The following is a 20,884-nucleotide window of genomic DNA, read 5'->3' on the forward strand; positions in this document are numbered from 1 at the left end:
GAAAGACATGAACGTGTTCCTGTGGGTGGCCCAAGCCGTCCTGGCCGCCGTCTTCGGCCTGACCGGGGCCATGCATGCCACCCAGCCGAAGGAGAAACTGCGCCCCATGGCGCCCTGGGTGGAGGACTTCACCCTCCCCCAGGTCCGCCTGATCGGCGCGGTCGAACTTCTCGGCGCCCTCGGTCTGATCCTGCCCGCCGTCACCGGCATCGCCTCGATCCTCACCCCACTGGCCGCCACCGGCCTGGCCGTCACCATGCTCGGCGCCGCCGCCACCCACGCCCGCCGCAAAGAGCCGACGGCCGTCGTCGTCAACATGGTGCTGCTGGCGCCGGCCGCGCTCATCGCCTGGGGCCGCTTCGGCCCCTACGCCTTCTGAGGACAACACTCCAGAACCAGGAGATCACCATGGCAACGGAGAGTGTGACCCTGCGCCCCGTCGGCCACGTCGTGGGCGGCCGCAGAGAGATGTACGAAGACAACTGGCGCGACGTGCGAGCCGTGATCCAGCTCGACGGCGAGTCGTTCACCGCCTCGGCAGTGCTCGGTCTGGAACACTTCTCCCATCTGGAGGTGGTATTCCTCTTCGACCGGATCGACCCGGCCAAGGTGAACAGCCGGCCCCGCCCCCCGAGAGGAAACCCGAGTGCGGCGCCCGTCGGCGTTTTCGCCCACCGTGGACCATACCGCCCCAACCGCCTGGGCATCTCCCGCTGCAGACTACTCACCGTGGACGGCCTGACCTTGCATGTCGCCGACCTGGACGCGCTTTCGGGCTCACCGGTCTTGGATGTCAAGCCGTACCTGGCTGAGTTCGCCCCCCGGCAACCGGTCGTTCAACCGCCCTGGGCGACCGAACTCATGTCTCACTATTACTGAAGATCCATGCGCGAAGGGGCATCGCGCGCGTCATCCCCACCGGCTCCGATCCGGGTGTGCGCATTCACCCGAAAGTCCGATAGGTGTCCTCCTGTCGCCCTGTTCTCAGATCAGGCGAGCGCAGAGCATGAAGCTCAAAGCCAAACCAATGGGGCTTAAGGAGACGCAATGGGCAACCTCGTACGGGCCCTGACTGCGGGGGCGGTTGGTGCCGTCGTCCTCGCCGGAATCGCCACGCCGGCGCGAGCTGAGGTATGGGACTGCGTTGCAGGCCTGAGCACTGAGGGCAACGTTGCCTACACACAATGCTGGGGCGGATTCGGCTCCTACCGTGTGATCGCGAAATGCAACTCAGGCCACTGGCCCTACACGAGAGACGTCGTTGGCCCATGGGTGACCAAAGTGTCTGGTACGGCAGGCCCGGTATCAAGGGTGAGCGGCGATCCTCAAGGCTGCCACGTCGTCGATTCCCGGACGGATGTCCCGTAAGCCTAGAGCCTTCCGGATCGGCCGGACGGACGTGGTCGTGCTGCTAGCGCAGCATCGGTCGTACAGGCGCCAAGAACTGTCGCAGGGGATCCCTGCACGCAACACTCCGCCGTACCGAAAACCCCAACAGGATCGAGACGCAAGCCATGACCCGCAAAGCGCTCATCACGACGTTCCTGACGTTGTTGGCCTTCTTCGCCACCACGCTCCCCGCCAGAGCAGGCGTCAGCGAGCAGTCCTCCACCAACTCTTACGCGATGGCGACGAACGCTTCCCAGGCAGCGCTACTCGCCACTTGTTCCTCGTCGCCGCCGCCCTGGTGGTTCAACTTCAGCACAACGTTCACCGACACCAATAGATGCAACAAGTGCCTCGAGATGGGAAGGGTGTGGAACGCCCGGGGCTACCAGTCATATTGCTGGACGGTCGCCGATTGGCGGGTTGAACTCTGGCTCTACCACCCCTAGGAACTCACCTGACCCGGATGACGTGGGTCAGTTCCTGGAGAGCCGACACCACTGACTCCGCGTTACTGACGTCAAGCACGGGCTGCGAGTGCGGCAACGGCTGCCTGTCGTGGAACTCCAGCAACCGGTGCGCCGCGGCCGCCCCGGAGACAACGCCGATGCTGTCGGGCTCGCCCTTCTGGGATTCGCCCACGGTGACGGCATAGTAGACGCCGGCAATGTACCCCTCGGCGATGCGGTCCACGGTCTAGGCCTCTTCCTGGCCGCTGGCGGCCGTGTCGTCGGGGAGTGCGTCGGCGTACGTGGCCGCCCACGCGGTGGCCAGCGGCCGCTGGTCGGGGTCGCGCGGGTCGTGCGGGCAGGCGCCGGGCGTCGCGCCGGCGGTCGCGCTCCTCCAGCTCGGCGCTGATCTGGTCGAGCAGCGCCGGCACCGCCGGGTCCATGCCGTACCGGCCCAGGTTCCGCCCGTACGGGGCGGCCAGGTTGTCAGTGTCCACGCTGAGGAGGTCCGACGCGGCCATGTCGCCGAGGGCACACAGCATGTGTACGTTGGTACACATGACTCCTGACCTGGACGGTCGCTCCATGCGCGAGCGGATGCTCGCCGGTGACCTCTACCTCGCCGACGATCCTGAGCTCGCCGAGCACAACCTGCGGGCCATGGACCTGATGGAGGCGTTCAACACGACGCCGGCCCGCGAACCGCAGAAGCGGCGCCGGCTGCTCACCGAGCTGCTCGGCGCGGTCGGCGAGGGCTCGGAGATCCGGCCGCCGCTGCGGGTCGACTACGGCAGCAACATCCGCATCGGCGCCCGGTCGTTCGCCAACTTCGGCCTCGTCGCCCTGGACGTCGCGCCGATCATCATCGGCGACGACGTGCAGATCGGTACGAACGTCCAGCTGCTCACCCCGACGCACCCGGTCGATCCGGAGCCGCGCCGGGCCAAGTGGGAGGCCGCCCGTCCGATCACCGTCGGCGACAACGTCTGGCTGGGCAGCGGCTCGATCATCCTGGCCGGGGTCACGATCGGGGAGAACACCGTCGTCGGCGCCGGCGCGGTGGTCACCCGCGATCTGCCGGCGAACGTCGTGGCGGTGGGCAATCCCGCTCGCGTGGTCCGTACGATCGAACCCGGTACAGCATGAGCGGCCTCACCGCCACCCCCCAGCCCTCCGCGGCACGGGGGCCACGGCGGCCACGGCGGCACGATCCCGGACGGCGGGACCGGCTGATCGACGCCGCACTCACCGTCATCGCCGAACGCGGCGCCGCCGCGACGACGCACCGGGAGATCGCCCGCGTCGCCGACGTGCCGCTGGGGTCGATGACCTACCACTTCGCCTCCCTGGAGGAGGTCCTCATCGAGGCGTTCACCCGGCACGCCGACTCGGTGGCCCGCCTCTTCGACGAGCGGCTGAGCGCGCCCCGGGACCGTGAGGCGGCCGTCGAGGCCGTGATCGCGCTGGTCTCGGACGACCTGCTCGGCTCGCAGCACGACCTCGTCCTGGCCGTGGAGCTGTACGTGGCCGCGGCACGCAACCCCGCCCTGAGAGCCGTCGTCCAGGCATGGATGGCACGCAGCCGCCAGGCGCTGGAACGCCACTTCGACGCCACCACCGCCCGGGAGCTCGACGCGCTCATCGAAGGGCTCGTGCTGCACAGCGCCCTGTCGACCGACCCGATGACGCCCGAGCAGATCCGCCACGCCATCGAGCGCTACCTGCGCTGACCTCCCGCTCGGCTTCTCTGGCCGTCACCATCCCTGGAGGGTCTCGGTCACGGGCCGGCGGGCGCCGAGGCGGGCGGGAACGGCGGTCAGCGCCGCGACCACGAGCACGGTGGCGAGCACCAGGGTGAGCAGTTGCCAGGGCGCGGGGAGCGTGGCCCTGCCGCTGTCCCCGCCGGTGATCGTGTTGATGGCGGCGAACAGCGCGAATCCTCCCGGGAAGACGCCCAGGACGGCGCCGGCGAGCGCGGGCAGCACCTGCGCGGCGGCCATGGCCGTACTCACCTGACGGGGGCTCGCGCCGAGGGCGCGGGTCAGGGCCGACGCGTGCCGGTTGTCGAGCACCGTCGTCCAGGTGATGACGACGGCGTTGATCGCCGCCAGGGAGAGCAGGAGGACCGTCCAGGCGAGGAGCACGCGGCGCAGCACCTCCACCTGGGCATCGCCGTAGCCGCCGGCGAGTGGCTGGGAGGTGAGGAAGGCGTTGAGCACCAGCAGGACGTAGATCCCGCTGACGGTGATCGCGATGCTGAGGACGCCCAGCGCGACCCGGCGCGGGCGGCGGGCGGCGACCCGGACGGCGAGGAGCAGCGGGACGGGCAGCCGAGCCGAGAGCGCGATCAGCGAGCCGACGCGGCGGGGCGGGCGTGGCGAGTCCGCGAGCGCGGCGACCGTGCTGACGCGGGCAGCCCGTACGGCCGGGACGATCGTCGCGGCCACCGCGACTCCCAGCGCCACGGCGGTCACCAGAACGATCGTGGACAGGGTCATCGGCGGCGGGCTCGCGGCGCCGAGCAGACCGGCGCTCGACTCGGTGAGCAACGGCGCGGCCAGCGTTCCGGCCGTCAATCCGGCGGCGGTGGCGAGGACGGCCACGAGAACGTACTCCGCGAGCAGGACGGCGGCGACGAGGCCCGGAGTCCCACCGACGGCCTTGAGCAGCCCGACGCGTCTGTGCTGGTCGGCCATCCGGCCGCCGACCAGCACGGAGAGGCCGGCCACGGCGAGCAGCCCGAGCAGCCAGGCGCCGATCATCAGCAGGATCTGGGAGTCCTTGGCCAGTTCGGTGGCGTCTTCGAGGACGCTCTGCCAGGACTGCAGTCGTGTGCCGCCGCTGCGATGGGCGTCGACGAAGGTCTGGGCGTCGTCCGGGTCAGCCAGCTTGAGGTTCGTCACGTAGGTCAGGTGGTCCGGATCGAGGCTGCGTACATCTTTCTGGGTGAGCCAGACCAGTCCAGGGTTCTGCAGGAGCCCTTCAGGCGTGTCGGCCGACATGGGCCCGTTGATGCATCCCTGGGCGACAAGGCAGGATCCACTGGGATAGGGCGCCATGGCGGCGGAGACCGCCACGCCGACGACCTCGAACGACCGGCCGTCCAGGGTCACCGGATCGCCGACGCGCACCCCGAACGCGCCGGCGAAGGCGGCCTCGACCACCACACCGTCGTCGCTCACCCAGCTTCCCTCTGTCAGCGCGGGCTGGTCGACCGACGCCGCCGCGCTGTCGCGCCCGACGGCCTGTACGTCCGAGGTTCGGCCCGATGCCTGGAACTTCGCCGCGGCAACCGGGTAGGGGCCGCTGTGGTCGGTGACGCCGGCCAGTTTCTGCAGGTCTGACAGGGGCGCGGGCCGGCCCGCGCCGGCGATCACATCGGGTCCGTGGGTCGCCTCCCGGGTGCTCCGGTAGGGGTCGCCGGCCGCGTCGCGCAGGACGAGCCCGAGCGTCAACGTCGTGGTGGCGGCCATGACGGCGAGCAGCAGGAGCGCGGTCTCCGTACGGCGTCGCCGCAGGTCACGTACGGCGAGCCGGCACACGAGCAGGAGGCGGCCGATCATCCTCAGTCCTCCAGCCCGATCAGGGCGCCGAGGCCGCCGGTGGTGCCGCCCGTCAACCTGGTCTCGTCCACCAGGGCGCCGTCGCGCATCGAGAACATCCGGTCCGCGGTCGCCGCGATCCGCGGGTCGTGCGTGACGATGACCAGCGTCTGCCCCGACTCGTGCAGGTCCTCGAAGAGCTGAAGGACGTCCAGGGTGGCGGCGCTGTCGAGATTTCCGGTCGGTTCGTCGGCCAGGACGACCTTCGGTTCGTTGCTCAGCGCCCGGGCGACCGCGACGCGCTGCCGCTGCCCGCCGGAGAGCGCGGAGGGCAGGAACCGCGTCCGGCCGGCCAGCCCGACCCGCTCCAGCAGCTCCTCGGCGCGCCGTCTGGCGGCACGTGGCGAGCGCCCGGCCAGCAGCGCCGACAGCTCGACGTTCTCCACGGCGGTGAGCTCCTCCATCAGGTGGAACGACTGGAAGACGAAGCCGACGTCGGTCCGCCGCATCCGGGCCAGATCCTTCTCGCTGACGTCGTCGATGCGGCGGCCGTTCAGCGACACCTCTCCGGCCGAGGGCCGGTCCAGGCCCCCGAGCAGGTGTAACAGGGTGGACTTCCCGCAGCCGCTGGGGCCCATGATCGCCACCGTCTCTCCCTCGCCTATCTCGAGATCGACGCCGTCGACGGCCCGCACCAGCCCGTCACCCTTGCCGTACTCCTTGCGTAATCCGTGAGCTCGAAGCACGGGCGTGTACGCAGAGCCGCTCATGTTCCACTCCTCCGGCGGGTCCAGTTCTTCTCACATGCCTCAAGCCAGCGCAGGTCCGCCTGCAGCCGGAGCACGATTCCCTCCAGCAGCAGCGCCGCGTCCGAGCGGTCCGGCTCGGCCATGGCGGCGCGCTGGGCGTCACGCAGCCGGCGCAGCAGCTCGCGGCGCTGCGCGTCGACGATGGTGAGCGGGTCGGCGAGCCCGGCCGACGCCGCCGCGACCAGTTTGAGATGGAACTCGGCGAGGCCGGGTTTCGGCCAGCTCACCTCGGCGATCCACTCGGCGACTCGCTGGTGGCCGCTGGGGGTGAGCGTGTACACCTTGCGATCCGACCGGTCGGCGTCGTCGGCGGACCTCTCGGCCGCCAGCAGCCCGGCCTTCTCCAGCCTGGTCAGCGTGACGTAGACCTGGCCGGCGTTCATCGCGTCACCGAGCGGACCGAGCGCGTCACGCAGCCTCGCGCGCAGCTGGTAGCCGTGCGAGGGCTCCTTCGCCAGCATCGCCAGCAACACTTCCTGCTGCATGGGTCACCTCCCTCTAACCGTTAGCCACTATAGCTAACGGTTAGCCTGGTGGGCGGCCCGCCGTCACAGGTGACTTTCGGCGGTGAATGGCGCGCCCTTTTCGCTGCTGGGTGGCGCCGATGGCTTCACGGGATTCCGGGTGATCGGCACCGGGAGCGGATCGGCCGTTGGTGTTCTCGCTCGGCCTGGAGTCCAGACATCCCGGTGAAGCGTTCGTGGATACCACGCTGGGGCGGCAAGATGGGCCCATGGTCGAGGCTGGCGGGGTGTCGGAAGAGCGATTACTGGCTGATGCGCAGAGGGGCGACCAGGCGGCGTTCGAACTGCTGGTGGAGCGGCATCGCCGGGACCTGTACGCCCACTGCTACCGAATGCTCGGCTCAGTCCAGGACGCCGAGGACGCCGTCCAGGAGTCGCTGCTCGGCGCATGGCGAGGCCTGGCCGGCTTCGAAGGCCGCAGCTCGCTGCGCACCTGGCTCTACCGCGTGGCGACCAACGTCTGCCTGCGGCTGTCCTCGCGGCGACCCCGGCGGATGCTGTCGTCCGAGCATGGCCCGGCCCGCTCCGACGTCCACGACCTCGGCGATCCGGTGACCGGTCCGATCTGGCTGGAGCCGTGGCCCGACGATCTGCCCGCTGAAGAGGAGCCCGACCCGGCGGCGGCCTACCTGCGCAGGGAGAGCGTCGAGCTGGCCTTCGTCGCCGCGCTGCAGCACCTGCCGGGCACCCAGCGCGCGGTGCTGATCCTGCGCGAGGTGCTGGGGTTCACCGCCGCGGAGGTCGCCGGGATCCTCGACACCACGCCCGCGTCGGTGAACAGCGCGATGCAGCGAGCCCGGGCGACACTGGGGCAGCGGGTGCCGCGACGCACCCAGCAGGCCGAACTGACCGCGCTGGGTCCGGGCGGACGCCGCGCGTTGGTGGACGCGTTCGTGACGGCGTGGGAACGGGCCGACGTCCCGGCGCTGATCGACCTGCTGACCGAGGACGCCCGGTTCACCATGCCACCTCTGCCCGCGTGGTTCGACGGTCGGGAGGATGTCGGCCGGTTCATGGCCGAGCGGGTGTTCGCCACGCCGTGGCGGCTGGTGCCGATCGCGGCGAACGGGCAGCCCGCGTTCGCGTGCTACCAGGACGACGGGGAGCGGTTCCGGCTGGGCGCGGTCAATGTGCTGAGCCTGCGGGACAGCCGGATCTCGTGGATTGCCGGCTTCGTCGACCCCCAGATGCTTCGCCGTTTCCCCGTTCCCGCGGAATTTTCTTGGCCGGACCGATGAATCCGGCATCGACGGTGTCTCTGATCGGGTGACAGCTCGAACACCAACCTGAGGGGCACAGCCATGCGCAAACTGATCGTCTCCACCATCATGTCGCTCGACGGGTACGTCGAGGGGCCGGGCCGCAACGTGATGGCTCTGCCGATGGACGGGTTCTTCGACGAGCACAACCTTGAGCGGCAGCGGGCCGCTGACACGCTGCTGCTCGGCGCGACGACGTACATGGGGCTCAAGGGGTACTGGCCGGCGGTGGCCGAGAACCCCGCGGTGTCCCCGGCGGTGGCCAACACCCCCGACGTGGCCGACCTGCACCGTGAGACCGGTCAGCGCAACAACGAGATGCGGAAGTTCGTCGTGTCCGACTCCCTGACCGAAGACGACACCGCGCCGTGGACCGACACCACGACCATCGTGCGACGAGCGGACGCGCACGAGGTCGTCGCGGAACTCAAGGACCAGCCGGGCAAGGACATCCTGATGTTCGGAAGCCGGACGCTCTGGAACGACCTGCTGGTCGCCGGGCTTATCGACGAGCTGTACCTCATGGTCGGCCACGCCGTTCTCGGCGAGGGTACCCCGGCCTTCAGCACCGGCCCGGTCCCGCCGCTGCAGCTCGTGGACACCCGGCGCCGGGACGGCTCGGACAACGTGCTGCTGCATTACAAGGTGGTCAACCGCGACGCATGACGTCGACGAAGTGCGCATGAATGAGATTTCGGCAGGCGCAGTGTTCGTCCCTGGTCGTCCCGGAGAGCTGTTCCGGTGGTTGCCGTTCGAACTGGCAGATGCACTGCGGTGGTCTGTTCGACGGTTATATCTCGATCAAGGCACCGGACACGGTCCACAGCTTCGGCCTGGCGGGGGCAAGGCCAGGGCATTGACGGGTACGACCGGCGCCGGCCATCGTGCCAGCTCGGAAGACATCTCGCTCTATTCAGGGTTCTGTCGGTTTTCCAGCTATCGATCCAGATCGAACCATTGTCGAGTGGATGGCATCACCAACAGCATCAGAACGACGATCGGAATGGATATCCCTCCTACGACACTCCGATCACTCTCCAGGAATGCGACCACGGCAGGTGGTGCCAGACTGACAGATTCGAAGGCGACAGTAGAGCGCCACACCCATTTTCTTCTCGTCTGCCATTTGACCGCAAGAGCGATGGCGATCACACCCACAACAAACCCCACAATAGGGATGATAATTAAAAGCCAGGAAGTCCCAGCAGCTGTTCCGGGCCCCAATGTCGCAATCATGCCGATGAGCGCGAGAAAGAGGCCGCCGAGAATGGCCAGGGCTCCCTGTGCAATCAGTAGCGTTCGCGCAATTCGCGCAGGCATTTGCATGAATAGACTTCCGAATCTGTGTCTGGTTGAGCCTGCCGGTCAACATTATTGCTGCGAGGCCATGCCGGGCGGACTGCCAACTTGGGATTAGGCTGTGCCGGCGTCACCGCTAGACACAGCCACATCTCAAGTTGTCATGGTTCGACCCTAGTAGGGGGGCGACCGGAATACGGCAGAAAGACACCGCAGAGTCTGACAGTCGTGTTGATGGCGGTCTTGAGGGTTGTTGGTGACCTCGGTCGATCGAACTGCGTACCCAAGGTCCGCCAGGGTGGTGTCAGCGCGGGAGCCGGCGGAGGCGTTCACGCCGACCGAGGCCGAGATCGAGTGGGCGCGCGGCTGTACCCAGGATGAGCATCATCTGCTGGAGCTGGTCGTGTGGCTGAAGTCCTACTAGCGACTCGGCTGCTTTCCGCAGGTCGAGGCTGTCCCCGGCGGTGGTGGTCGGTCATGTTCGCAGCGCGGGCGGGCGCCCAGGGCGCGGGGCGCGAGCTTGGGGGCGTCGTCGCGGCGGACGACGGCCCGCTCCGACGCCGCAACGTCGGCGGCGTGGATCGTGGTGAACGCCTCGGGTGCCGCTCGGTGCTGCCGCCCCCCATCGCCCTCGCGATATCAGAAGCCCTGATGGGAGGGCGGCGTCGGCGCGTTGATCGGGCCCGAAGTCCCGTGGCCACGCTCAGGCCAAGTCCGTTCGGGGGTCGGCCAGGATACGGCGGAAACCGGCAACCAGTGATCTTGAGTCGAACTTGCCGCAGGTGGGGTGCTGGGGCGGATCGGCCCCGGCTGCCCGACCAGGGACAGCGATGCGCGAACGCAGCCGGAGGCCCGATCTACGTTCGCACTGGTCGGTCAACGTCTCACCTGATAGCGCAGGTGAAGCACCCGGTTGCCCTGGATCACCACGTCAGGGTCCTCCAGCAGGTGCTGCGCGTGGACCGAACCGAAGTAGCGCTTGCCGGAGCCGAACACGACGGGTACGACGTCCATGCGCACCTCGTCGATCAGGCCCGCGGCAAGCATCTGGCCGCCCACGTCGCCGGCGGCGACCTCGATCATGCGGTCACCCGCGAGCTCCTGCGCCTTGGCCATGGCCGCCTCGACGCCGTCGACGAAGTGAAACGGCGCCTCGGAGTCCCAGCCCTCGGGCTGCGGCCGGTGCGTCACGACGACCACGTGGTCGATGCCGCTCGGAGGCTTTCCGTCCCAGCCGTCCGTCAGGTCGAAGACGTGGCGGCCGACGATCGTGACTCCGATCTGGTCCCAGTACGGCCGGGTGTAGTCGTAGGAGGTCTGCGACACCTTCAGCTCGCCGCTCTCGTCCAAGGGGACGTCACCGCTGGACAGCCAGTCGAACAGCGGTCCGGGCTGGTCATTGTCGTCCGCGACGAAGCCGTCCACGGACACCGAGCTGTACATGACCACCTTGCCCACGGGGCTCTCCTCTGCTTAGGGGTGCCCCAAATTAGCGTGTCGTGAGCTGTCGCTCTTGTAAGAAATCAATCGGCCGGCAGCGGCCAGCCGTCCAGCACGTGGCCGGGATGTTCGCGCAGGAACCGCCGCCGGACTTCGACGTACCGGGTCGGCGTGAGCCCGGTGAACGCCCGGAACTCGTGGCCGAAGTGGGCCTGGTCGAAGTAGCCCGCGCCACCGGCGAGGTCGCCCCAGTCGATCGGTCCGGCGGGGTTGATCGCGAACACGGTGGCGGCGAAGCGGTAGGTGCGGGCCAGCCGCTTCGGCGTGACGCCGATGAGCTCCTTGAACCGCTGCGCCAGATGAGTGCTGCTGACACCGGCTGCCACGCTCAGGTCGCCGATCGCCACCGCCCCGCTGGTCGCCGCGATGACGCTGCTCGTATGGCGGACCAGCCCCAGGCCGGCGGTCTCGCACAGCCGTCGCATGAGCTCCTCCTCGAGCAGCGTCAGCATCTCGTGCGGTCCGTCCGCCGTGGCCAGCCGGTCTCGCAGCTCAGCGACGGCGGGCCGGCCCCAAACCTGCTCTATCGTCACCGGCCGGTCACACAGCTCGGCCGCGGGCATCGGCAGGAACGGCGCCAGCCCCCACGGCTTGACGTGCGCTCCGACGGACCGGGTCCCCGGCGGATAGCCGAATTCGAAGGCGCGGGTGGGCATGGTGACCACGCAGCCGTCGGCGTACTCGGCCGTCTCGATGTCGGTGCCGGCGCGGATGCGGAACGGCGCCCCGAGGTTGACGATGAGCAACGCCGACGGCCCCGGCGGCAGTGTCAGCCGGGCGTACGGCGGCGTACCCTCCAGGTAGTAAAGGTCGTCGATCAGCCCGTCCAGCGGCGGTCGCGGCACTCTGGACACGTACTCCACGCGGACAGTATCGCCGACGCCCCGACGGGATGGTCCAGCCGCGCTGCCGCCGGAAAAGCGGCCGACCGCACCTGGACGCACATCTGCGACTCGGCGCGCCACCCTCCTACCAGGCGGGGTCGCATCGACCGCATCTTCGGTCACCTCGACCGCCTGAGGATGGAGAGCGGCGCCAGCGCCGAGCGCAGCACCTTCGGCTACGGAATGGGTGGGGCTTGGGTTCATACGTCCGCTGGGAGATGGATCCAAGTCCCCGACGTGAAGCGCTGGACGACGTCGAACCAGGTCAGGAAACGTGAACATCCTTATCTGCAACGCTGGGCCTCGCGGCCTTGCGGCGAAAAGGCGAAGATCAAGACTTATTCCAGGTGCCTACCGCTATCGACGAGAACGGTAGAATCGGGCAGTTTCACCTCGATCGGGATGGCAGGAATATGGCGGTCAGCGTTAAAAGCTATCTGCGACAGCGGGACGGTAACTTCATCAGGGTGGAAGATTGCGTGGTTCCCTATGGAGACTCCCGCTACATAGAAGGGGCCATCGAGCTGGTTGTCGATGAAGTTCTGATCATCGGGCTGGAGGAGTGGGACCTTGTCGATCAGCTCTGGGCCTACATCGCAACTATGGTCAAGACACTCTCGGAGTCCGACAGATGCTCTACTTCTTTCCCTGATCAGTCGATCCAGCTCACTTTTCAACGTCAGGGGGCAAGAATTCTTGTATCATGCGAGGTCGGGGAAGTCACGCGAAGTGCCAGTGCGCGATCCCCCGAATTCATCGCTGCACTGAGAGGCGCAGGTCAGCTCTTCTTCAGAAAGATGGCAGAGCTCTACCCTGCTCACGCCGACGCGTATCGGCAAATGATGAAAGATTTGGGCTCTTGAGTTGGAGAGGATTGAAGCCGGGGGTTACGGCAGCTTGAGGCCGAGGCCGGCCTTTGGAGTGCTCCCGGACCGGCGCAATCGGGGCCGGCTCCCGGCACGATGCGCGCTGCGGGCGCGGACACCGCGCCATCCACCTCTGACGATTCCCCGCCGCTCATCAGCGGAAGTCACGTCCTTGCAGGAAGGGCAGTACGGCGCCGCCGGCGACGCCCAGGGCGAGCGAGAGGGTGCCGGCGACGTACGCCACCCCGGCGGGCCAGGAACGCCACCCGATGCGAGGGGACAGGGGTGCGGGCCGGAAGAGCGGGGTGAGCCAGCGCAGGTAGTAGAAGAGGGAGGCGACCGTGTTGACGACGGCGAGCACGGCGAGCCAGGCGTAGCCGCCGTCCATCGCGGCGCTGAAGACCCCCAGTTTGCCGAGGAAGACGCCGGTGGGCGGGGTGCCGACCAGGCCGAGCAGGCAGACGACCAGGACGGCGGCCAGGCCGGGACGGTGGCGGGCGAGCCCGCGGTAGTCGGCGATGGCGCGGGCGCGGGGGAGTGCGGCCACCACGGCGAACGCGCCCAGGTTGGTCAGGGCGTACGCGGCCAGATAGAACAGCAGGGCCGGCCGGGCCAGGTCGCTGCGGGTGGCGACGGCGACGGCCATGAGCAGGTAGCCGACCTGGCTGATGGCGGAGTAGGCGAGCAGGCGCTTGACGGAGGTCTGGAAGAACGCCGCCAGGTTGCCCAGCGTCATGGAGGCGGCGGCGAGTACGGCGACCAGCAGCGGCCAGTCGACGCCGGACGGCAGGGCCTGGTGCAGGAACCGGTGGGCGGCGATCAGCGCGCCGATCTTGGGCAGGGTGGTGACGTAGGCGGCGATCGGCGCCGTGGCACCGTCGGCGACGTCGGGCACCCAGAAGTGCGCCGGCACGCCGCCGGCCTTGAACAGCAGCCCGGCCAGCACCGCGACGAGCCCGGCGGCGACCAGGGCGTGCGGGGCGGCGGGCAGACCCGTGCGCAGGACGGCGTACAGGGTGGCGTGCCCCGCACCGTAGAGCGCGGCCACCCCGGCCAGCATGACGGTGCCCAGCAGCGCCCCCATCAGGTAGTACTTCAGGGCGGCCTCGGTGCCGGCGTCGTCCTTGGCGAAGCCGGCGAGGGCGTAGGCGGGGACGCTGGCCAGCAGGTAGCCGGCGAAGAGCATCAGCAGGTCGGCGGCGCCGATCATGGCGAGGGCGCCGGCGCCGGTCAGGAGCAGCAGCACGTAGTACTCGGCCTCGCGCCTGTCCCGGCGCATCCTGGCCGCGGACATGCCGCAGACCAGCAGCAAGGAGAGGAGGACGATCAACCGCCCCGCATGGGTGGCCGTGTCGACGGCGAACGTGCCCGAGAACACGGTCCGCGCCCGCCCGGAAGCGCCGGCGGTCGCGCCGACGCCGGTCACGCAGGCCGCGGCGGCCAGGGCCGCGACGATCCACTGGCGGCGGCGGGGCAGCCAGGAGCCGGTGAGCAGCCCGGCGACGGCCGCGGCGAGGAGCGCGAGTTCGGGGACGAGGGCGAGCAGGTCCTCCTTCACCGGGAGACCAGCCCCACCAGGACCCGGCTGGCGGGCTCGACCACGTCCAGCAACAGGCGCGGCGCGACGCCGATGACCAGGGCGAGCGCCAGCAGCGGCACGATGGACAGCGTCTCGGCGGTGGCGAGGTCGCGGAAGCCGTTCGCGCCGACGGAGGACGGCAGGCGTACGGGCCCCAGGAACATCCCCCGCAGGGCGCGCAGGAACAGCGCGGCGGTGATGACGATGCCGGTCACGGCCACGGCGGTGGCGACCGCTTGGGAGGCCAGGCTTCCGGTGAAGATCTGGAATTCGGCGATGAAGCCGGAGAAGCCGGGAATGCCGAGGCTCGCGAACGCCGCGACGCCCGTGGCGGCGGCCAGCCTCGGCGACGGCCCGGCCAGACCGGAGTAGGCGTCCATCTCGTAGGTGGCGCCCCGGTCGTGGAGGACGCCGGCGATCAGGAAGAGAGCGCCGGTGATCAGGCCGTGGCTGACCATCTGGGTGACCGCTCCGGTGACGGCGAGGGCACGGGCGCCGGCGTCGGTGCCGGCCAGGACGCCCGCCGCGCCGGCCGCGAGGACGACGTACCCCATGTGGTTGACGGAGGTGTAGGCGATCATCCGTTTGAAGTCGGTCTGGGCCAGGGCCACCAGGGCTCCGTAGACGGCGGACACGGCGCCGACGACGATGAAGACCAGGGCGTAGTCGCGCCAGCTTGCCGGCAGCAGCGGCATCGCGATGCGCACCAGGCCGTAGGTGCCCATCTTCAGCAGGATCCCGGCGAGGATGGCGGACCCGGCGGCCGGGGCCTCGGTGTGCGCGGGCGGCAGCCAGGTGTGGAAGGGCACCGTGGGCGTCTTGACGGCCAGGCCGACGCCGACCGCGAGCAGCACCAGCGCCCCGTACGCGCCCCGCCCGGCCAGCGGGTCGGCCCGCGTCAGCTCGACCAGGTCGAAGGTGTGCGGCGTGGCCGCCAGGTACAGGCCGATGAAGCCCAGCAGCAGGGCGAGCGAGCCGACGAACGTGTAGAGGAAGAACTTCAGCGCCGCCGCCCGTCCCCGCTCGCCGTGGCCCCAGCCCGCGATGACGAAGAACATGCCGACGATGGACAGGTCGAAGAAGACGAAGAACAGGATGAGGTCCTGCGCGGCGAACAGCCCCAGGCAGACCGTCTGCAGGAACAGGAACAGGCACACGTACGAGCGGACCCGGCGCTCCTCGCCCAGCGAGTGGACGGCCACGGCGAGGAAGAGCAGGCACGTCAGCGCCACCAGCGGCAGCGACAGGCCGTCCACGCCGACGTGGTAGCTCACCCCGGCGCCGGGGATCCAGCGCAGCCGCTGCTCGTACTGCAGGCCGCCGCCGGTCCTGAACCCGAGCCACGCGACGAGGACGAGCAGCAGGTCGGCCGCCGCGACGGCGATCCACACCTGGATGTACGTACGGTCGCGCAGCCGTACGAGCAGCAGCGCGGCACACGCCACCAGCGGCAGGAAGACGATGACGCTCAGCACCCTGTCACCCCATCAGCAGCACGAGAAGGAGCAGCGCCGCGAGGCCGATCACGGCCTGGGCGTAGTACTGGTGCAGCAGCCCGGTCTGCGGGCGGCGGGCCCACCGGCCGAGCCGGCGCGCCCCGGCGGCGACCGCGCCGACCAGGGCGTCGATCCCGCCGGCGTCGAACCGGGCCGTCAGGCGGGCGGCGGACAGGCCGCCGAGGGCCAGCCGCCGCACCGCCGCGTCGATGACGCGGTCGTCGAGGTCCGCCAGGAGCTGGGCCAGCGCCGTCACGGGCCGGACGACCAGCGTCCGGGCGGCCCGCTCCAGCCCCAGCCAGTCGGCCGCCCACCCGGCCGCCCTGCCGCTCGCGGGCAGCGGACGCGGCCCCCGCCACCAGGCGAACGCCGCGGCGGCCAGGGCGGCGCCCGCCGACAGCGCGGCCTCCCACGGCTGCGGGGAGGGCCCGCCGGTGTCGCCCACCAGCGTGCGGAGCCGGTCGGCCGGCCCGGGAAGCGCGAGCACCCCCAGCGTGGCGGCGGCGAACGCCAGCACCAGCAGCGGCGCCCGCATGAGCCGGGTGACGCGGCGGGTGCCCGGCCCTTCGGTGTCGTAGCCGTCGGCGGCGTTGCGCGGCAGCGGGCGCCACACGTACCAGAGGGCTTTGACGCTGTAGAGGGCCGAGACGACGGCCGCCGCCAGGCCGACCGCGTACAGGGCCCAGCCGTGTACGCGGGCGGCGGCCAGCACCTCGTCCTTGGCGGCCCACAGCGACAGCGGCGGCAGCCCCGCCAGCGCGAGCGCCCCCACCGTGAAGGCGCCGCCGACCACCGGATGCGTACGGGCGGCGCCCCGCAGCGCGGGCAGCCGCTTGGTGCCCAGCGCGGACAGCCAGGCCCCGGCGGCCAGGAACAGCCCGGCCTTGGTCGCGGCGTGCGCGACGAACTGCGTCGTCCCGGCGGCGACGGCGGCGCAGCCCGCGCCGAGCACCATGAAGCCGACCTGCGCCGCGGTGGACGCCGCCAGGAGCTGCTTCAGGTCCGTTTGGGCGACGGCGACGAGCCCCAGGAGCAGCGCGGTGCCCGCGCCGGCCCACGCCACCAGCGGCCCGGCCCAGCCGGCGGCGGCCTGCAGCGGCACGAGCCGCAGCAGCAGGTATGCGCCGGCCGCGACCATGGCGGCCGAGTGCAGCAGCGCGGAGACCGGGCTCGGGCCCTCCATCGCCCGCGACAGCCAGAAGGAGAACGGCAGTTGCGCGGACTTGCCCAGCGCCGCGACCACCACCCCGGCGGCGGCCACGTGCAGCCACGGTGACGCGGCCGTGGGCAGCTCGTCCAGGCGCAGGGAGCCGACGCCGCCGGCCAGGGCGGCGCCGGCCGCGAGGTACAGGCCGAGGTCGGCGGTCCGCGTGGTGAGGAAGGCGACGTCCGCGGCCCGTACCCGCTGCGGCTCCTGCCACCGGTAGCCGATCAGCGCCCAGCTCGTCGCCCCCATGGCCTCCCACGCCATGAGCAGCGGCGGCAGCGTGGTCGCCGTGACGGTGACCAGCATGGACCCGGCGAACAGCAGCATGAGCCCGAAGAAGCGCCCCCGGTTCGCCTCCCGCCCGAGCTCGCCGGCGGCGAACACCAGGACGGCGACGGTGACGGCGGCGACGGTGAGCGCCGTCACGGCGGACAGGCCGTCCACCCGCAGCCCGGCCTCGATCCCCGCCAGCAGCGGCGTGCTCGCCGCCGGCCGCAGCAGCGCCGCGGCCACGGCCAGGACGAGCGTCACCGCGGCGGCGGCGACGCCCAGGGCCGGCGCCTGCCGGTTCCAGCGGCGGCCGGTGAGGCCGAGCAGCGCTCCGGCGGCCAGCGGTACGGCGACCAGCGCCCAGGCGAGGGCGCTCAATCCTTGAGGTCCTTGGCCAGGTCGGTCATGTCCACCTGCCGGGCGCGGTAGATGGCGGTGGTGACGGCGAAGCCCATCGCCATCTCGACGGCCATCGCCACGACCGCCGACACCACGATCACCTGCCCGCTCGCCGCCGGCGCCAGGAACCGCCAGAACGCGGCGGCGCCGACGACGACTCCGCCGATCATCAGCTCGACACCCATCATGATCATGACGATGGACTGCTGGGACAGCGCCCCGAACAGCCCGATCGCGAACAACCCCGCCGCCAGCAGCAGGAACAGCTGCAGGTTCACCGGCCCACCCCTCCGCCCGCCGGATCGTCGGCCGGCCGCCGGTCGAGGTCGTCGCCGTACCGGTCGTAGCGGCCCCGCCGGGACACCAGAGCCGTGGCGCCCACCATCGTGGACAGCAGTACGAACCCCAGCGTCATCATCGTCAGCATCTGCCCGCCCATCAGCGACTCGCCGAGCTGGAACGTCGTGTCCGCGGGCAGGACGACGGCCGGGGCCGGCCACGGCACGAGCAGGATCCCGGCCGCCAGGGCGAGGAAGACGCCCGCGCTGATGACCAGCGCGCCGCGCTTGTTGTGCAGCATCGACATCGGCATGAGGCCGCCGGGGTTCATCATGTACGCGACCATGAACACGACCATGATCACCATCTCCATGACCATCATCAGCACGACCACGACCCCCAGGTACGGCAGCCCCAGCAGCACCAGCTCGCCGCCGACGCAGATCAGCGCCGCCAGCAGCGCGAACGTCGCCCGCGCCATCGACGCGACGCGGAACACCAGCGCGCCCCCGGCCAGCGCCGCCACGGCCAGCACCCAGAACAGCGCCACCTCCATCGGCGACCCCCCTCTCACAGCACGACCAGCGCCGGGACCAGCGCTTGAAGGACGCTCAGGGGCAGCAGTACGACCCAGGCCACCTCCATGTACCGGTCGGCGCGGATCATCGGCAGCCGCCCGCGCGCCCACACCAGCAGCGCGAGCACGGCCACGGTCTTGACCAGCGACCACGCCCATCCGGGCAGCCAGGGCCCGGCGCCGCCCCCGAGGAACAGCGGCACCGCCATGGCCGACCCCGCGGCCAGCCACAGCCACCGGCCCGCCGACAGCAGCAGCCGCTCCGGCCCCGACGTCTCACCGAACACGCCCCCGGCGATGTCGCCGCCCGCCGGATAGGCGAACGGGCCGGTGAAGCCGAACGCCAGCACGCTCCAGAGATGGACGGCGAACGCCACCGGCATCCACACCGCGAACCACAGCCCGCCCTGCGCGGCGGCGATGTCCCCGACCCGCAACGACTGCGCCCCGATGCCCGGCGTCATCAGCGCGAACATCAGCGGCAGCTCGTACGCCAGCCCCTGGGCGAGATAGCGGTAGCCGCCGACCAGGCTGAACGCGGCGTTCGGCCCCCACCCGGCCAGCCACAGCCCGGCCCAGGTCAGCACCTCCATCGCGTTGAACCACACCAGCCCCACGGACAGGCCGGAGACCGCGAACGGCCCGAAGGGCACGACCATGACCGACAGCACGGCCGCGACCGGCACCGTCACCACGCCGATCCGCCACAGCGGCATGTCGGGCGCGGGCAGCCGGCGCGGCTGCGCCACCAGCAGGCGTGGCACCTCCAGCAGCGGACGCGCCACCGCGGACAGGGCGAAGGGCCGCCCTGCCGCCCGCGCGGACAGCACGCCGTCAGCGGCGACCGCGAGCAGCGCGAGGGCCACCAGGAGGGCCGGGGCGGCGAGCACGCTCCACCACGGTGCGGCATCACTCATGGGCCGTCCCCACCGTGAGGGCCGCCGTCTCGTCCGGGTCCGGATCGAGGCTGGCGACGATCAGCCGGGCCGCGGCCAGCTCGGCGCCCTCAAGGAGGCGCGGCAGCACCGCGGCCAGCGCCACCGACGGCGCCGCCGGCGCAGGCAGGGCCGCCGACGGCGTTCGTGGCGCGGGCAGCTCCGCCGGCGGCGTTCGTGGCGGGGAGAGTGCCTCCGATGGCGTCCGTGGCGTGGGCAGCGGGCCGCGCGGAGGCTCGTGGCGGGCCGGATCGAGCGGGTCGCGCTCCTCCAGCCGGTCCACGTCCTCCCGGACCGTCGTCAGCCAGAGCCGGTAGCGGGCCGGGACGTCGCCGTCCGCCCGCGCCGCCGGCCCGGCGACGCCCGCCGCCGCGGCTTCGCGCGCGGACAGCGGCCCCAGGCCGCGGGTCAGCCAGTACAGGGTGCGCGACCCGCCGACCCGGCGGGCGAGGCGAGCCGCGCGTGGCGAGACGCTCTCGCGGCTCGCTCCGCCCAGCAGGTCGTCACGCAACCGCCGGGCGCTCGTGGCCGCCGCCGGCCATCCCGCGACGGCGAGGAACCGTCCAAGGCTGTCGAGATGCGCGGCCGCCCGGCGGCGGGCCGCCTCCCCGGCCTGGACCCGCTCGCCCGCGGTGGCCCGCGCCCAGGGCTGCGTCCAGAAGGAGGCCGCGGCCGGCCCGCCACCCGCCGGCGGGGCGGCGACCTCGGCCCGCTGGACGACGTCGCCCTGCAGGGTCAGGCGCACCGTCAGCCCGTGCGGCCAGTCGGGCAGGAACGGCCCGAGCGACACGTGCAGCCGGTCCAACGTGAGCCCGTCACGATCCGGCCCTTGCCCGGCCATCGGCAGGCCCGCCGGCGAGTCCATGTCATCACCGCCCCCGCCATGCCCGCCGCCTCCGCTATGCCGGCCGCGCGGGGCTTCTCCGCCCGCGCGCTCGTGCGCTCCGGCGCTCTCCGCGCTCTCCCGGCGAGCGAGGCCGGCACGGGCGTTCGCGACGGCCCTGCCGACCTCCCGCGGATCCTCGGCGTGTGCCCGCCGGCGCGGAGCGGGCATGTCCTGCCACAACCGCTCCACCGCCGCCTCCAGCTCGGGGCAGGCGGGCCCGGCGACGAGCAGGATGTCGGCGTCCGCGGGCGTGAGCGCGACCGGCAGGTCACGCAGGCGGAGCTCCCGTTCCAGGGCCAGCCGTACCGGCGTCCCGCCGGGCATGCTCGCCACGAGCACGTGCGGGCGGGCCGCCGCCGCCCGCAGGAGCGCGGCGGTCAGGTCCATCGCAGGGCCCCTTCACGCCACGCGTACACGACACCGGCCAGCAGGATAGCCAGGAAGGCGAACATCTCGATCACCGCGCTCGCCCCCACGGCGGAGATGACCCTGATCCACGGGTACATGAACACCATCTCCATGTCGAAGGCGAGGAACAGCATCGTCACCGGGTACCAGCGGACGTGGTAGCGGCTCATCGCGTGCTCCGCCGGCTCCCGTCCCGAGTTGAAGGGCGGGGCGGACAGGGGCGCGGCGCTGACGCGCGACCACCACGACACGGCGTACAGCACTCCCACCGCCGCCAGGGCGACGACGAGCAGGGACACGGCGGCGGACAATTCGTTCATCGGGCCGGTG

General features: G+C 71.0%; 24 protein-coding genes. 9 read left to right on the forward strand and 15 right to left on the reverse strand.

Annotation, left to right across the window (positions count from 1 at the left end; genetic code table 11):
• Nucleotides 1-7 precede the first annotated feature (7 nt).
• The 3 genes from BMW85_RS41990 to BMW85_RS42000 all read left to right on the forward strand — a co-directional run bounded on the left by BMW85_RS41990 (nt 8) and on the right by BMW85_RS42000 (nt 1,835).
• A complete protein-coding gene (locus BMW85_RS41990) occupies nt 8-379 on the forward strand; it encodes a DoxX family protein (protein WP_091092900.1) in 372 nt (123 codons plus the stop codon).
• 29 nt (nt 380-408) lie between these two features.
• On the forward strand, nt 409-879 hold the full coding sequence (locus tag BMW85_RS41995) for an SAM-dependent methyltransferase (protein ID WP_091092902.1): 471 nt from the start codon (nt 409-411) through the stop codon (nt 877-879).
• A 635-nt stretch (nt 880-1,514) separates the two neighbouring features.
• A complete protein-coding gene (locus BMW85_RS42000) occupies nt 1,515-1,835 on the forward strand; it encodes a hypothetical protein (RefSeq protein WP_091092903.1) in 321 nt (106 codons plus the stop codon).
• 4 nt (nt 1,836-1,839) lie between these two features.
• Here BMW85_RS42000 and BMW85_RS42005 read toward each other — a convergent pair whose 3' ends face one another.
• A complete protein-coding gene (locus BMW85_RS42005) occupies nt 1,840-2,079 on the reverse strand; it encodes a hypothetical protein (protein WP_091092905.1) in 240 nt (79 codons plus the stop codon).
• Between the two features lie 314 nt (nt 2,080-2,393).
• Here BMW85_RS42005 and BMW85_RS42010 point away from each other — a divergent pair, with 314 nt between their 5' ends.
• Complete coding sequence (locus tag BMW85_RS42010; protein WP_091092907.1) at nt 2,394-2,981, forward strand: sugar O-acetyltransferase; 588 nt, start codon at nt 2,394-2,396, stop codon at nt 2,979-2,981.
• Entirely contained in the window at nt 2,978-3,565 is a 588-nt protein-coding gene (locus BMW85_RS42015) for a TetR/AcrR family transcriptional regulator (RefSeq protein ID WP_091092908.1), read from the forward strand. The genes BMW85_RS42010 and BMW85_RS42015 overlap by 4 nt, the downstream gene beginning before the upstream one ends.
• A gap of 24 nt (nt 3,566-3,589) precedes the next feature.
• Here BMW85_RS42015 and BMW85_RS42020 read toward each other — a convergent pair whose 3' ends face one another.
• The 3 genes from BMW85_RS42020 to BMW85_RS42030 are packed head-to-tail and all read right to left on the reverse strand — an operon-like array spanning nt 3,590 to nt 6,671.
• A complete protein-coding gene (locus BMW85_RS42020) occupies nt 3,590-5,398 on the reverse strand; it encodes an ABC transporter permease (RefSeq protein ID WP_091092910.1) in 1,809 nt (602 codons plus the stop codon).
• Between the two features lie 2 nt (nt 5,399-5,400).
• Nucleotides 5,401-6,147 carry an ABC transporter ATP-binding protein gene (locus BMW85_RS42025; protein ID WP_091092911.1) on the reverse strand — a complete coding sequence of 249 codons (747 nt, stop codon included), beginning with the start codon at nt 6,145-6,147 and terminating at the stop codon, nt 5,401-5,403.
• Nucleotides 6,144-6,671, reverse strand: a complete 528-nt coding sequence (locus tag BMW85_RS42030; protein ID WP_091092913.1) for a PadR family transcriptional regulator — start codon at nt 6,669-6,671, stop codon at nt 6,144-6,146. The genes BMW85_RS42025 and BMW85_RS42030 overlap by 4 nt, the downstream gene beginning before the upstream one ends.
• A gap of 248 nt (nt 6,672-6,919) precedes the next feature.
• On the opposite strand from BMW85_RS42030, the gene BMW85_RS42035 reads away from it, so the two are divergent.
• Complete coding sequence (locus BMW85_RS42035) at nt 6,920-7,948, forward strand: sigma-70 family RNA polymerase sigma factor (RefSeq protein ID WP_091092915.1); 1,029 nt, start codon at nt 6,920-6,922, stop codon at nt 7,946-7,948.
• Nucleotides 7,949-8,011: 63 nt separating this feature from the next.
• Nucleotides 8,012-8,635 carry a dihydrofolate reductase family protein gene (locus tag BMW85_RS42040; RefSeq protein WP_091092917.1) on the forward strand — a complete coding sequence of 208 codons (624 nt, stop codon included), beginning with the start codon at nt 8,012-8,014 and terminating at the stop codon, nt 8,633-8,635.
• 270 nt (nt 8,636-8,905) lie between these two features.
• On the opposite strand, the gene BMW85_RS48955 is transcribed toward BMW85_RS42040, so the two are convergent.
• Entirely contained in the window at nt 8,906-9,289 is a 384-nt protein-coding gene (locus BMW85_RS48955) for a hypothetical protein (RefSeq protein WP_143082591.1), read from the reverse strand.
• Nucleotides 9,290-9,566: 277 nt separating this feature from the next.
• Between BMW85_RS48955 and BMW85_RS52180 the strand changes: the two genes are divergently transcribed.
• A complete protein-coding gene (locus BMW85_RS52180) occupies nt 9,567-9,692 on the forward strand; it encodes a hypothetical protein (protein ID WP_281249684.1) in 126 nt (41 codons plus the stop codon).
• A 452-nt stretch (nt 9,693-10,144) separates the two neighbouring features.
• Here the strand turns inward: BMW85_RS52180 and BMW85_RS42045 are convergent, their stop codons facing one another.
• Together BMW85_RS42045 and BMW85_RS42050 are read right to left on the reverse strand one after the other, a co-directional pair.
• Entirely contained in the window at nt 10,145-10,726 is a 582-nt protein-coding gene (locus BMW85_RS42045; RefSeq protein ID WP_091092918.1) for a dihydrofolate reductase family protein, read from the reverse strand.
• A 65-nt stretch (nt 10,727-10,791) separates the two neighbouring features.
• Nucleotides 10,792-11,631, reverse strand: a complete 840-nt coding sequence (locus tag BMW85_RS42050; protein WP_218156174.1) for a helix-turn-helix domain-containing protein — start codon at nt 11,629-11,631, stop codon at nt 10,792-10,794.
• Nucleotides 11,632-11,999: 368 nt separating this feature from the next.
• On the opposite strand from BMW85_RS42050, the gene BMW85_RS42055 reads away from it, so the two are divergent.
• On the forward strand, nt 12,000-12,515 hold the full coding sequence (locus BMW85_RS42055; protein ID WP_143082592.1) for a hypothetical protein: 516 nt from the start codon (nt 12,000-12,002) through the stop codon (nt 12,513-12,515).
• Nucleotides 12,516-12,672: 157 nt separating this feature from the next.
• Here the strand turns inward: BMW85_RS42055 and BMW85_RS42060 are convergent, their stop codons facing one another.
• Genes BMW85_RS42060 through BMW85_RS42095 form a run of 8 tightly spaced genes read right to left on the reverse strand, consistent with a single transcriptional unit; the run spans nt 12,673 to nt 20,874 of the window.
• Nucleotides 12,673-14,076 carry an NADH-quinone oxidoreductase subunit N gene (locus BMW85_RS42060; RefSeq protein WP_091092923.1) on the reverse strand — a complete coding sequence of 468 codons (1,404 nt, stop codon included), beginning with the start codon at nt 14,074-14,076 and terminating at the stop codon, nt 12,673-12,675.
• Nucleotides 14,073-15,572 carry a complex I subunit 4 family protein gene (locus tag BMW85_RS42065; protein ID WP_091092925.1) on the reverse strand — a complete coding sequence of 500 codons (1,500 nt, stop codon included), beginning with the start codon at nt 15,570-15,572 and terminating at the stop codon, nt 14,073-14,075. The genes BMW85_RS42060 and BMW85_RS42065 overlap by 4 nt, the downstream gene beginning before the upstream one ends.
• A 4-nt stretch (nt 15,573-15,576) precedes the next feature.
• Nucleotides 15,577-17,448 (reverse strand): NADH-quinone oxidoreductase subunit 5 family protein, encoded by a 1,872-nt coding sequence (locus BMW85_RS42070; protein WP_091092927.1) that lies wholly within the window; start codon nt 17,446-17,448, stop codon nt 15,577-15,579.
• Nucleotides 17,445-17,747 carry an NADH-quinone oxidoreductase subunit NuoK gene (locus BMW85_RS42075; RefSeq protein ID WP_091092928.1) on the reverse strand — a complete coding sequence of 101 codons (303 nt, stop codon included), beginning with the start codon at nt 17,745-17,747 and terminating at the stop codon, nt 17,445-17,447. The genes BMW85_RS42070 and BMW85_RS42075 overlap by 4 nt, the downstream gene beginning before the upstream one ends.
• Nucleotides 17,744-18,304 (reverse strand): NADH-quinone oxidoreductase subunit J, encoded by a 561-nt coding sequence (locus BMW85_RS42080; RefSeq protein WP_091092930.1) that lies wholly within the window; start codon nt 18,302-18,304, stop codon nt 17,744-17,746. The genes BMW85_RS42075 and BMW85_RS42080 overlap by 4 nt, the downstream gene beginning before the upstream one ends.
• A 14-nt stretch (nt 18,305-18,318) precedes the next feature.
• Complete coding sequence (locus tag BMW85_RS42085) at nt 18,319-19,242, reverse strand: complex I subunit 1 family protein (RefSeq protein ID WP_091092932.1); 924 nt, start codon at nt 19,240-19,242, stop codon at nt 18,319-18,321.
• Nucleotides 19,235-20,533, reverse strand: a complete 1,299-nt coding sequence (locus BMW85_RS42090; RefSeq protein WP_091092933.1) for a hypothetical protein — start codon at nt 20,531-20,533, stop codon at nt 19,235-19,237. The genes BMW85_RS42085 and BMW85_RS42090 overlap by 8 nt, the downstream gene beginning before the upstream one ends.
• A complete protein-coding gene (locus BMW85_RS42095) occupies nt 20,524-20,874 on the reverse strand; it encodes an NADH-quinone oxidoreductase subunit A (RefSeq protein ID WP_091092935.1) in 351 nt (116 codons plus the stop codon). Before BMW85_RS42095 ends, BMW85_RS42090 begins: the two co-directional genes overlap by 10 nt.
• Between the last annotated feature and the right edge of the window lie 10 nt (nt 20,875-20,884).

It is taken from the genome of Nonomuraea wenchangensis (assembly GCF_900111685.1).
Classification (GTDB): Bacteria; Actinomycetota; Actinomycetes; order Streptosporangiales; family Streptosporangiaceae; genus Nonomuraea; species Nonomuraea wenchangensis.